At 33.1% G+C, this 13,297-nt stretch carries 10 protein-coding genes; 5 read left to right on the top strand and 5 right to left on the bottom strand.

Translation table 11 applies throughout. The features are described 5' to 3' along the window. Positions 1-5 precede the first annotated feature (5 nt). Together lpxA and dnaE are read left to right on the top strand one after the other, a co-directional pair. A complete protein-coding gene (gene lpxA, locus GKC53_02905; GenBank protein QRN41094.1) occupies positions 6-782 on the top strand; it encodes an acyl-ACP--UDP-N-acetylglucosamine O-acyltransferase in 777 nt (258 codons plus the stop codon). 12 nt (positions 783-794) lie between these two features. Continuing rightward, positions 795-4,286 carry a DNA polymerase III subunit alpha gene (dnaE, locus tag GKC53_02900; protein ID QRN41093.1) on the top strand — a complete coding sequence of 1,164 codons (3,492 nt, stop codon included), beginning with the start codon at positions 795-797 and terminating at the stop codon, positions 4,284-4,286. 4 nt (positions 4,287-4,290) lie between these two features. Here dnaE and GKC53_02895 read toward each other — a convergent pair whose 3' ends face one another. The 3 genes from GKC53_02895 to GKC53_02885 form a co-directional block, all read right to left on the bottom strand. Next, positions 4,291-5,703: a cysteine--tRNA ligase gene (locus GKC53_02895; protein ID QRN41092.1), complete on the bottom strand. Its 1,413-nt coding sequence runs from the start codon at positions 5,701-5,703 to the stop codon at positions 4,291-4,293. 67 nt (positions 5,704-5,770) lie between these two features. Then, entirely contained in the window at positions 5,771-6,901 is a 1,131-nt protein-coding gene (gene obgE / locus GKC53_02890) for a GTPase ObgE (GenBank protein QRN41091.1), read from the bottom strand. Positions 6,902-6,903: 2 nt separating this feature from the next. Further along, the gene (locus GKC53_02885; protein QRN41090.1) at positions 6,904-7,626 is read right to left on the bottom strand and encodes a response regulator; all 723 of its coding nucleotides are present in this window, start codon (positions 7,624-7,626) and stop codon (positions 6,904-6,906) included. A 57-nt stretch (positions 7,627-7,683) separates the two neighbouring features. Here GKC53_02885 and GKC53_02880 point away from each other — a divergent pair, with 57 nt between their 5' ends. From GKC53_02880 to GKC53_02870, 3 genes are all read left to right on the top strand, one after another. After that, entirely contained in the window at positions 7,684-8,706 is a 1,023-nt protein-coding gene (locus GKC53_02880; protein QRN41089.1) for a hypothetical protein, read from the top strand. Positions 8,707-9,344: 638 nt separating this feature from the next. Further along, on the top strand, positions 9,345-10,091 hold the full coding sequence (locus GKC53_02875) for a tRNA threonylcarbamoyladenosine dehydratase (protein QRN41088.1): 747 nt from the start codon (positions 9,345-9,347) through the stop codon (positions 10,089-10,091). After that, on the top strand, positions 10,004-10,870 hold the full coding sequence (locus GKC53_02870) for a segregation/condensation protein A (protein QRN41087.1): 867 nt from the start codon (positions 10,004-10,006) through the stop codon (positions 10,868-10,870). Before GKC53_02875 ends, GKC53_02870 begins: the two co-directional genes overlap by 88 nt. Before the next feature lie 501 nt (positions 10,871-11,371). On the opposite strand, the gene xerD is transcribed toward GKC53_02870, so the two are convergent. Further along, complete coding sequence (gene xerD / locus GKC53_02865) at positions 11,372-12,283, bottom strand: site-specific tyrosine recombinase XerD (GenBank protein QRN41086.1); 912 nt, start codon at positions 12,281-12,283, stop codon at positions 11,372-11,374. 142 nt (positions 12,284-12,425) lie between these two features. Further along, positions 12,426-13,199: a 16S rRNA (adenine(1518)-N(6)/adenine(1519)-N(6))-dimethyltransferase RsmA gene (gene rsmA, locus GKC53_02860; GenBank protein ID QRN41085.1), complete on the bottom strand. Its 774-nt coding sequence runs from the start codon at positions 13,197-13,199 to the stop codon at positions 12,426-12,428. Positions 13,200-13,297 lie beyond the last annotated feature (98 nt).

Genomic DNA, 13,297 nt, shown 5'->3' with positions numbered 1-13,297 from the left:
TGTTAATGAGTAATATTCATAAAACGGCTATTATAGATAGTAAAGCTGAGTTAGCACCTAGCGTGGAAGTGGGAGCCTATTCAGTGATTGGACCACATGTTAAAATTGATGATGGAACGGTGATTAAATCACATGTTGTTATTGAAGGTTCAACGGTCATTGGTAAATATAATCGAATATTTCAGTTTGCTTCTATAGGGGCTATTCCTCAGGATAAGAAATATAAGGGAGAGGATACCAAATTAATCATTGGTGATAGTAATACCATAAGAGAGTATTGTACAATTAATGTTGGCACAGTAACTGGTGTGGGCGAGACTAGAGTAGGTAGTCATAATTGGATTATGGCGTATGTACATATCGCTCATGATTGTGTTGTAGGAAATAATACAATATTAGCAAATGGTACGAGTTTAGCAGGTCACGTGATTATTAAAGATTATGTTGTGACAGGTGGCTTTACTTTAATTTTTCAGTTTTGTCAGATAGGTGAATACGCTATGACGGCATTTGCTTCTCGTGTTGATAAAGACGTTCCACCTTATGTTATGGCGGCAGGATATAAATTAAAACCAGTAGGATTAAACATAGAGGGCTTAAGGCGAAATGGTTTTTCAGCTGCAGAGATCTCCCACATCAAAGAGGTCTATAACATTATTTATAGACAAGATTTAACCTTAGACGAAGCTAAAGAAAAAATTAAACCTATGATAGAGATTCACCCAGAGTTATCAGTTTTTCAGGCTTTTTTCCGAGACTCGAGAAGAAGTATCATCAGGTAATAATCAGTTAGAATGACAATTTCATATATTCCTTTAAGACTATACTCAGAATACTCAATAGAGAGTAGCATTATTCGTATTAATGATGCAGTTAAATTTGCAAAAGATGAGAACTTTCCTGCTTTAAATTTAAGCGATAACATGAATATGTTTGCAGCAGTAAAATTCTATAATATATGTCGTAAAAATGGGATCAAGCCTATTTTTAGCGTAGATTTCTCTTTAGAGAATATAGATGATAACTCTCAACCTCATCGTGTGCTTTTATTGGCTAAAAATTATGTGGGATACTTGTCCTTATGCGAACTCTTGACTCATGCTTACATGGAGAGAGATAAAAAACTAGATACACCTATGATTCGTTGGCAATGGCTTGAGGAAATTGATAAAACAAACCTTATATGCTTATCAGGTGCACAACAAGGGGTTGTTGGGTATTATTTGTTGAAAAATAAATCGGAAAAAGCAAAGGAATATGCTCAGAAGTTAGCAGACTGGTTCCAAGATAACTTTTATTTAGAAATCCAACGTTATTTTGACGTATCTTTGGCAGGTGATGTTTCTATTCGTTCAAGAATGGACGAATTAAAAAAAGAAGCAGAAATTAACCTTTCAGGTTCGTTACTACTCGCTCAAGAGCTAAATTTGCCACTTGTAGCAACTCATCCTATCCAATTTATGCAACAAGAAGACTTTGTTGCTCATGAAGCAAAAGTTTGTATCGCCTCTGGATATGTTTTAGAAGATGAGCGAAGAGTTCGCAAGTTTCATCCTAGTCAATATTTTCTAGGAAAATATGAAATGAATCAACTATTTAAAGATTTGCCAAGTGCATTGCAGAATAGTTATGAAATTGCCAAACGTTGTACGGTTAGTTTAACATTGAATAAAAGTTTTTTACCTATTTTCCCAACACCTCATAATGAAAGTCTTGAGGATTATTTAATTAAAGTTTCAAAACTGGGATTACAAGAACGATTAACATTTTTATTTCCAGATGAAGAGGAAAGAGTAAGAGTATTTCCTATTTATCAAGAAAGACTTGATTCTGAGCTGGATATTATTATTCAAATGGGATTTTCAGGTTATTTTTTGATTGTGGCAGATTTTATTAATTGGGCTAAAAATAATGGATGTCCAGTTGGCCCAGGCAGGGGGTCTGGTGCAGGATCTCTTGTGGCGTATAGTCTCAAGATCACAGATTTAGATCCTATTAAATATAATTTACTCTTTGAGAGGTTTTTAAATCCAGAACGAGTTTCTATGCCTGACTTTGATATTGACTTTTGTCAGGATAATCGAAATCGAGTGATTGATTATGTGAGAAGTAAATATGGAGAAATGGCGGTTAGCCAAATTGTTACTTTTGGAACAATGTCTTCTAGAGCAGTCATTAGAGATGTGGGAAGGGTACTGGGTATTCCTTTTGGGGTATGTGATAGGCTATCAAAATTAATTCCTATAGAGACAAATCGGCCTGTTAGTTTGCAAAGAGCAATGGAATTAGAACCCGATATTCAACGGCTAATACATGCAGAAGAAGCAGAAGAGTTGATGAGACTCGCCTTAAAATTAGAGGATTTAGTTCGTAATACCGGTATGCATGCAGGGGGAGTACTAATTGCACCCAATAAGCTCACTGATTTTTGCCCTATCTATAAACCTTCTGGGACAGATAGTGCAACTATTTCTATGTATGATAAAGAAGACGTGGAGGCAGTGGGACTGGTTAAATTTGACTTTTTAGGTTTGAGAAATTTGACTATTCTACAAATGGCACAAGACCTGATAAAGAAAAATAGAGATAAAGAAGTAGATATTTCAAAAATCCCTTTAGATGATGTATTGGCGTTTAAAATTTTTCAAAATGCTAATACAACTGCGGTATTTCAATTTGAATCAAATGGTATGAAGCGAATGTTATTTGAGGCCAAACCATCTAAATTTGAAGAAATTATTGCTTTTGTTGCGCTATACCGCCCAGGTCCTATGGATTTAATACCAGATTTCATTCAGAGGATGCATGGAGCTAAATTTGAGTATTTACATCCTTTTTTACAAGAAATCTTAGAGCCCACCTATGGTATCATGGTTTACCAAGAACAAGTAATGCAGGCAGCTCAAATTTGTGCAGGTTATTCTTTGGGGAGTGCTGATTTATTACGTCGGGCTATGGGAAAGAAAAAAGTAGAAGAGATGCTAAAACAAAGAGAGATTTTTGTTTTGGGAGCTAAAGAAAAAGGAATTGATACTGTAAAATCAAATGAAATATTTGATTATATGGAACGATTTGCAGGATATGGATTTAATAAATCTCACGCAGCGGCCTATGCCTTGATTGCTTATCAAACAGCTTGGTTAAAAGCCCATTATGCAGTTGAATTTATGAGTGCTACGATGTCAAGTGAATTGCATAATACAGATCAGTTAGAGATATTTTATGAAGATGCCAAAAAAAACAATATAAAATTTCTTCCTCCTGATATCAATGAATCATTTTATTGTTTTATACCACAGGGTACAGACTCAATCCGTTATGCATTGGGTGCCATTAAAGGGGTAGGTGAAGCTGCAGTAGAAGCTTTAATTTTAGAGAGGGAAAAACATGGTTCATATCAAGATCTATTTGATTTCTGTGGCCGGTTAAGCAAAAATGTCATCAATAAAAGAACATTAGAATCATTAATCAAAGCGGGTACATTTGATAGCCTTGAAAGTAACAGAGCATTATTGTTTGAAAATATTGGTTTTGCATTAAGTTATGCTGATCAAAAAGGGGAGAATCAGTTTCAAGGGGGATTGTTTGATTTAGATGAAGAAGTAAAAACAGCAGCCAACATGCAGGAGACGATCCCTTGGAAATTAAGTAGGAGACTGGCAGAGGAAAAAGAGGCTATTGGTTTTTATATTTCCGCACATCCATTTGAGCCTTATAAGGTTGATTTACAGCATTTACCAAGAGTTCATCTAAGTGAATTAAAACCCTCAGATCGTAATATTTGGATAGCAGGTTTTGTTACTAAGATGAGGAGTTTGATTACCAAATCTGGCCGTAAGATATGGATTTTGGAGATAGACGATATGTCTGCTCGTCAAGAAATTATATTGAATGAGGAGGTTATGAGATCTTGTAGTGTGTCTATTCATCCTGATATGCCTATTTTTTGTTCATGCCGTGTTAGAACAGACGAATATAGTAAATCTAAAGAATTGAAAATAACAGTTAATAAGGTTGTAACTATTGATGATATGATAGTTTCTTATGCAAGTGGTTTACAATTGTGCTTAAATCCACACTCTCCTGTGTTAGAGTTATTTAAATTGTTAGAACGTTATAAGAGTCATTCATCTGCATTAAAGGTATCTATTATGTATCAAGATGAATTTATTGAAAGTTCTTTGATAATTTCAGATGAATGGCAGGTAAAACCGGAGCAAGCATTAATGGAGCAACTAGAAAATATGCTAGGATCTTCCAATGTAAAAATTCAATGGTATCAATGATTATTTATTTTTTGCGCCATGTTGTTCCTTCCGCTGCATCTTCGAGAATAATATCATGTTCTAATAAAGAATCTCTGATTCTGTCAGACTCTGCCCAGTTCTTTGTTTCTCTAGCAATGTTTCTTTGTATAATCATGTGTTCAATTTCCTTACTGCTCAAACTCGATAAATTATCACCTTGCAAAAAGTGTGTTGGTTTTTGTGTTAGAATGCCTATTTTGTTACCTAGGATCTTCAAATAATTAGCTAATTGACTATCTTGTGTTTTGTTAACTTCACTAGAGAGTTCGAATAGAACAGCAACCGCTTCGGTAGTATTAAAATCTTCATTCATGGCAATAAAAAATCTTTTTGTGAAGTGATTGTCCTCATAGGAAATATCCTGAAATTCTAGAGAAGGTGGTGTATTTTTTAATGTAGTGTATAGGCGCGTGAGTGCATTTTTAGCATCAGTCAGATGGGCGTCTGAATAGTTTAGAGGACTCCTATAATGGGTTCGTAGTAAGAAGAAACGTACAACCTCTGCAGGATATTTCTCTAAAATTTCTCTTATAGTAAAAAAATTACCCAAAGATTTAGACATCTTTTCATTATCAACTCGGACAAATCCATTATGAATCCAATATTTAACATGACTTTGAATTAGTTTTGGTTTGGTTGTTTCCAGAGCGAAGTGATGATTAGCCCCACAGTTTTGTGCTAATTCATTTTCATGATGAGGAAATTGTAAATCAGCACCACCTCCATGAATGTCAAAAACTTCACCAAATAGGCTAGCACTCATGGCTGAACATTCAATATGCCATCCGGGTCTGCCATCTCCCCATGGGCTAGGCCAGTATGGCTCATTTGGTTTAACAGCTTTCCATAGGGCAAAATCTAGAGGATCTTTTTTAGCTTCATTAATATTAACACGTTCACCGGCTCTTAATTCATCAGGATTTTTTCCTGATAATTGACCATAAGCAGGAAATTCTTTGACTGAATAATATACATCTCCATTTTCTGCCACATATGCTTTATGATTATTAATCAAGGTTTCAATCATTTTAATAATTTCAGGAATATATTCTGTTGCTCTGGGTTCTATATCTGGTCTGAGAACACCCAATGCATCAGAATCTTTATGCATAGCGTTGATAAACTTGGTAGTTATTTCTTCATAGGGTACATTGTTTTTTTGAGCAAGTGCAATAATTTTATCATCTATGTCTGTAATGTTTCTAACATAAGTTAAAGGGTATCCTAGCTCTTTAAGCCAACGGGCAATAATATCAAAAACTACCATCAATCTTGCATGTCCCAGGTGGCAGTAATCATACACGGTCATTCCACATACATACATTAATACAGATTTAGGGTTAATTGGCTGAAATTCTTCTTTTTGTTTAGTAATAGTATTGTATATTTTTAACATAGTAATTTTTGGTGGCAGCTAAATGTAGTTAATTCTACCTTGGAGAGGTAACACTTTCAAATTATTTTTAGGGAGTGTTGCTAGGCTGAATGCAATGCGTATTTTCTTTGTTATTTTGAGAAGATGAATTATCAATATCACAATTAGGGTTGATTTTGATCAACTTTAAATAATTTTGAATGGCGCACAACAAGGGCTCAAGACCTTTTTTCGTTATGGCACTGATGCTAAAGATTTCAGGGTGGGTTTGGTTAAAAGTATGAGGAATTAGTGCCTCTTGTTTTAGTCGAGAAACAATATTCTCCTGGATTATTTGTATTTTTTTTGAATCAACTAAATCAATTTTATTAAACACAATCCATCTAGGCTTTTCAGATAATTTCTGATCAAATTTTTTCAGCTCTTTCACAAGAGAGACAGCTTCTTCTTCTAAATTAATAGTCTCGTCCAAAGGTGCAATATCAATTATATGTAATAATAAATGATTTCTACTTAGGTGTTTTAAAAACTGGTGTCCTAGACCTGCACCATTTGCAGCACCTTTTATTAACCCAGGAATATCAGCTACTACAAAACTATTATCTTCATTGATTTTCACTGTACCTAAATTAGGGTGCAGTGTCGTGAAAGGATAGTCTGCAACTTTAGGTTTAGCTGATGATATAGCGCGAATAAAAGTAGATTTTCCTGCATTGGGTAATCCGAGCAGTCCAACATCAGCCATTATTTTTAATTCTAATTCTAAGGTTTTCACCTCGCCGTCTTCCCCGGGCGTAGATTGTCTGGGGGCACGATTAGTAGAAGATTTAAAATGAACATTACCTAGTCCCCCTTTACCTCCTCTGACTAAACAAACTGTTTGTTGGTTATAGGTTAAATCAGCAATTATTTTTTTAGTATTCTTATCTCTAATAATAGTTCCAACCGGCATTTTGAGATAAATATCATCAGCACCTTTGCCGTATCTATCCGAACCATGCCCTTTTTCACCATTTTTAGCTTGAAATCGTTTCGTAAATCGGTATTCAATCAGTGTATTGGTATTTTCATCAGCAATGGCAAAAATACTTCCTCCTCTTCCACCATCACCTCCATCAGGGCCACCTTTAGGAACAAACTTTTCCCGACGGAAACTCACAGCTCCACTTCCACCATTACCTGCAATTGTTTCTATTGTAGCTTCATCAATATATTTCATTATTATTCTTCACAAAATTGTTGTTGAACATAACCAAGTTGTCTGCGACTAATTGGTAACAGAGTATTAGAGTTGATAATTTTAGCATGCCACCTGTTATTACCATTATGCTCAATTTTCGTTAGGGATTCTAACATATGTTTCATTACCAGTGTATTGCGATGAACTCTAACCACCTTGTTTTTTAGTTGTTCTTCCCAATAGGTCAGGGTTTTAGGTAATTCATAACGCTCGTTATTGTCTGTCAACAAAAAAACAGATTTATCTTCAGCTTGAAGATAAGTAACCTTTTGCCATGGTATTTTAATCCATTCATTTTTTAATTGAATGGTAAAATAATGAAAATGACTATTATCCGTATTGTTTTTATATTTTAGGATTCTGCGTAGTGTTTCCTTTAATCGGTTTGCACATACAGGTTTTAGAAGATAGTCTTTTGCATTTAAGGAAAAAGCATCTACTGCAAACTCATCATAGGCAGTAGAAAAAATAATAGCCGTATCTTGAGTGTTAAATTGTTTGAATTGCTGGACGAACTCAAGACCACTAATTTCAGGCAACCTAATGTCAACAAAAATAATGTCGGTTTGATGGTATTGCAACCATTGCAAGGCTCTTTTCGCATTTGTAAACATTTCAAGAACAATTACATGATTGTCATGCAAAAGTAACTTTAGCCTTTCCTGAGCCAAAATTTCATCATCTAAAATAATAGCACTTAACATATTTTTGGTTTACTATAAACGTTTTACTTTTTCAAATTATAGACCATAGATATCAAAATGCATATACAAAAGACAAATAAAATTAAGATGATATATACTGGTGGGACAATTGGTATGAAAAGAAGTAGGAATGGACTTTCCCCAGATCCTAATAGTATTGAATGTTTTTTAGACCAAAATCAGTTAAAAGATAGAATTGAGTTGATTGTTGCCCAACCACTAATTGATTCAAGTGCATTATCAATACAAAATTGGAACCAATGGATCAAGCTTATTAATCAGGATCTAGGGGGTTATCAGGGGGTTATTATCTTGCATGGTACAGACACTTTAGCTTATACTTCTGGAGTATTAGGTTTATTATATTCTCAACAAAAAATCCCCATAGTTATTACAGGAGCAATTTTACCTCTTTTTGAAGAGGATTCTGATGGGCAGGAAAATATTATCTTATCAATACAAGCAATAGAACAAATCAACAGAGGGGTATTTGTAGTTTTTAATCGAAAAATGTTACACGCATTTGATTGTTTAAAAATAAGTGCTGTGAGTAAAAATGCTTTTATAAGCCCAAATTTATGTCCTGTCGCTAAATATGATCAGGATGCCTGGTTGTTTGAAAATGAATTTAATCACTTATTATTAAGTAAATTTCCAAAAATTGATTATGAAAATTTCCAATTTTGTGATGAAATCAAGATTTTAAATTTATTTCTTACCCCGACTCTTATATCGTGTATCCCCAGTATTGTTGACTCATCTCAAAATTGGAATGCATTAATATTTCAATCATTTGGCCATGGTAATTTCAAAATTAATAATGATATTAAAGAAATAATACGTTTGTTTTTGGAAAATGATAAGCCTGTTATTAATGTTAGCCAAGTGGTTATGTCAAGAGTAGATGGTACCTATGCTTTAGGTAGTGATATTATCGATACCGGGGGTATCAGCGCAAGATCTTTTACTTTTGAATTTTGTTATTCTTTGATAGCCGTGGCATTGAGTTGTCATAAGATAAATAAAATAAAATTCATACAAAAAATAATTACTGATATAGATGATGCATTAACCAACTGAACCTGAACTGAGGTAAATTAAAAATATTATTTCTTTGCTGCATCAGTGGCTACTTTATTTTATCAGCTATACTTCTTGACACATGATTGATATTTTTTCCAATTGAGTTAAAAGGCAGAATCAATAATAACATAGATTGGTGTATAACTTTGTTTCAGCATTAGTCTAGTTCTACCATGAGTTTTAAAATGATTAGTCCTCATTAGTATTTTCTGTTTTTTTGTATCAATTATTACAATATTTTTGGTATTTTTGTTGAAAATGATCATTGCTTTGTTAATCTTCTTACTTCCTCATTATTGAGCTATATTTTACATCTTGTTTTCTAAGTATTGCTTTTTGTTTCGTAGCCTTAATGTTGCCAAAATTTGGGTGAGAAAGCCATAAATGTAGCAGAGTTGATAGTGATAATTTGTTTTAGATATTGTGGCTAGTTCATAGTGTATTTAAGTACTAAGAAAGGAGTTATACTATCGTCAGTTACAACTACAACATGCTTAAATTATTTTAAGCTTTTGAAAATTATAAAATTGAATAAAGATTTTTTTAAGATCAGCCTTGTATATTCAAGTATAATGTAGAACGCGGTGGATTTCTCAAGTTTTAACTATGTTTTAATATTTTTGTTTTCGGTACGTATGCAGATAAATAGAAGATTTCTTGGTAATAGTCGCCTTTATGGGGAAGAAAAATTTTATAAGATTAATCAATCACATGTGTGTGTTATAGGTTTAGGTGGTGTTGGTTCATGGGTTGTTGAGGCTTTGGTGAGAAGTGGTATAGGTCAGATGACAATGATAGATTTGGATAATGTTTCGGAATCAAATGTTAATCGACAATTACCGGCTATAAATTCTAACTTTGGAAAATCAAAGGTAGAAGTTTTGAGGGAGAGGGCATTAGAAATTAATCCTGAAATTAGAATTATTGCTGTAGAAGATTTTGTAGATGAAAGAAATTATCTTGATTTATTTTCTTCTCCTTTTAGTTTTGTGGTGGAAACAATAGATGAAGTTCGGATAAAAACTCTATTGGCTAGTCATTTTATTAAAAATGGACAGCCTTTTGTTGTTTCAGGAGGGGCAGGAGGTAAACAATCAGCTAGGTTAGTTAAAACTTCAGATTTAAGTGAGGTGACGCATGACAGACTTTTGTCTCATATGAGATATCAATTAAGGAAAAATTTTAACTTCCCAAAGAAGGGGAATATGCAAATAAATTGTGTTTTTTCAGAAGAACCTTCTTCTAAACCAGTACAAACTTGTAAAAGTAATATTTCTATCCAGTCAGGGCTATCATGTGCTGGTTATGGTTCGAGTATGATTGTAACTGCAAGTTTTGCCATGCAACTGGCTCAAAGTGCATTGGAATGGGTTGTGAAATGAGTCATGACAGGCCAGTCGCTATTCTGTATGGAAGACCTGTCCTAGAGACGCCTAAGGATTTATTTATTCCTTCTAATGCACTGTATGTTATTCTAGCTGAATTTGAAGGACCTTTAGATTTATTGTTGTACCTAATTAAAAAGCAAAATTTAGATATTTTAAATATCCCGATTACTCTGATTACTAAGCAATATTTGCAATACATAGACGGATTAAAATACATGGATTTTGAACTAGCTTCTGAGTATTTGTTAATGGCAAGTATGCTGTTAGATATAAAATCTCGAATGATGTTACCTAAATCTGTTTTTCAAGATGAGATTGAAGAAGAGGAAGACCCAAGAAATGAGTTGGCTAGAAAATTAATTGAATATGAAATAATAAAGTCTGCTTCAGTAAAATTAGATAATTTACTTCATGCTGGTCGAGATTTTATTTGGGTACATTCCCCAGTTGAAAAAAAAGTATTCCATCGTTTGCCCGATGTTCATATGGAAACATTACACATGGCATGGCTGAGAATTTTAAATAGGCGTAGAAATTTTCAACATCATCAGATTCAGAGAAGTAAAAAAGTGACGGTTCAAGAGCAGTCTGATTTTATTATGTCTTATTTTGATAGAATTGAACAGGTTGATTTTAAAATTATTTTCCTAAAGTTGCCCAATAGACAAATGATGATAGTAACGTTTATTGCCTTATTGACATTAGTTAAAAAAGGCATACTGGTGATACAACAGGACAGACCTTTATCTCCTATTTTGATACAAAAATCTTAGATAAATGATTTTTGCTAGTAACTATTATGAAAAAAGATTTACCCAATCAATCTCATACATACACGTGATATTTATAAGATTTGTGTATTTGATTATCAAGCTATTTGCCTAAATTTTGATTAGGATCTGGTGGTATAATTCAGATGGTTTTACTAAATTGTATTTAGAATAACTAAATGTATTAATAGATATTTTAAAGTATGGACACAAAGGTTGATGGCTGTTGCAATGAAAGATATATTAATTTCAAGATTAAAGGTATTAGCTATTTCTGGTGGTGTGATTGGCTCTTTTATTTATTTGTTTATTTTTAGGTAGCCCTATTTTATGTTCCTTTAGTTGATTAATTTTTTTTAAGTTATTTGTTGATGGCTAAGCCACAAACTATGTATGCTCAACTTGGAAAAGGTAAAAAATATCAACCCTAAACTGTTTTATTTGTTAATAAAAGTTCTTTAAGCTAATTATTAATTGTGGAACATTGTTTGGATAAACTAATAATTAAGTTGTGTTTTTATTTCTAGGATGATGTTTCTTCATTATGTTTTTTAGTCGTTCATTGGTGACATGTGTATAAATCTGCGTTGTATTAATGTCAGAATGTCCCAGCAGCATTTGCACTACCCTTAGGTCTGCTCCATTATTGAGTAGATGAGTTGCAAATGCGTGTCGTAATGCATGGGGACTAATATTTTCAAATCCTACGAGTTTGGCATATTTTTTCACAATCATCCAGGCTAGTTGTCTAGTCATTCCCCCATTTTTTTGACTGACAAATAGAAAATCACAATTAGTATTAGCTTTTAGTAATTTTGGACGGCTTTTATGTAGATATTTTTCTATCCATTCAGTGGCGACTTCTCCAAAAGGAACAATTCTCTGTTTATTGCCCTTACCTATGGTCGTCACCATACCTCGATTTATATCGATTTCACTTAACCGAATTCTTATTACTTCTGAAACGCGCATACCCGTTGCATACATCAACTCTAAAAGAGCTTTATCTCTTAAGCCATGTGGATTAGATATCTCAGGAAGTTGTAAAAGCTCATCTACCAGTTTTTCTGTAATCACAGGAGGTAAGTTTTTTGCCTTTTTAGGAGATTTGAGATGTAGTGAAGGATTTTTATCAATATAATTTTCTTGAACTAAATAGCCATAGAATTTTTTTATTGTTGATAATGCTCGTGCCTGAGATGTCTTTTTTTCCTGGTTATCAAACAATGTTTGAGCCAATGTATATTGGTCTGCTGATAAGAAATTGCTATTCTGTGATTCTAGACGTACAAAAATCTTATTTAAGTCTCTTTGGTAAGAAAGTAAAGTGTTTTTTGATAACTGTTCCTGAAGCCAAAGATTCTCTAAAAAGGAATCGATTAACTGTTGTGTTGAAAATGTTATAGTGTATGTCATGGGCATTTTTAAGATTTAAATAAACAAGCTATATTTGGTATACATAATATCACTTAATTATTGACGAGCCTTAACATTTTAAATAATGTCTTTGTTATAAAAAATATACATACAGAATACGGACTTTAATTTTTTAAAAAAGTTATAGTTTGCTTTCCAAGTAATTACTTAATAGAACATATTGTTCAATAGACAACTCCTCAGGGCGAAGGGTTGGATTTATGTTTAATTTGAGAAGAGTATTTTGTTCTAGGATAGATTTTAAATTATTGAATATGGTTTTTCTCTTCATGCTAAAAGATTGTTTAACCAGCTTAGAGAAATGTTCCCAATTATTCACTTTACCGTGAGCTCCTTGATTAGGTAACATGCGGATGAAAGCCGAATCAACTTTAGGCACTGGTTTGAAAGCAGTGGGGGGAATTTCTAGAATGATTTCAATATTAAAATAGTATTGTAGTAAAACACTTAGCCTTCCAAACTGTGATGAGCCAGGTTGTGCAATTAGACGCTCTGCCACTTCTTTTTGTAACATAAAAAACATGCTCTCAATGAGATTAATATAATTTGTCAGTTTAAACAAAAGAGGTGTTGAAATATTATAGGGTAAATTACCTATTATTTTTTGAGGGGAGGGTAGCTCGTTGAAGTTATAGTTGAGAACATCTTGATGGTGTATCACTAGCTGATTAGAGTAAGTTTGTTTTGATAGAAAGTTAACTATATCATTATCAATCTCTATCACATGGATTGTTTTCACAGTTTGGCTTAATGGTGCAGTTAGAGCACCTAATCCCGGACCGATTTCAACTAAAGTTTCAAAACTAGTTGGACTAATTGACTGTAAAATATGTTGTATTAAAAAAGTATCTTGAAGAAAGTTTTGACCAAATCTCTTCTTTGCTTTGTATTTCATAAGGTTAAAATATTTATGTCCCAAATTTATTGAAAAAACTATTAAATATATTTAAATGATATTGCAGATATTGCAAAAAAATATTTTTTTGTGTTAGT

The sequence above is a fragment of the Neisseriaceae bacterium genome (assembly GCA_016864895.1).
Taxonomy (GTDB): domain Bacteria; phylum Pseudomonadota; class Gammaproteobacteria; order Burkholderiales; family Neisseriaceae; genus QFNR01.
This window is presented reverse-complemented; position numbering and strand designations above follow the sequence as displayed.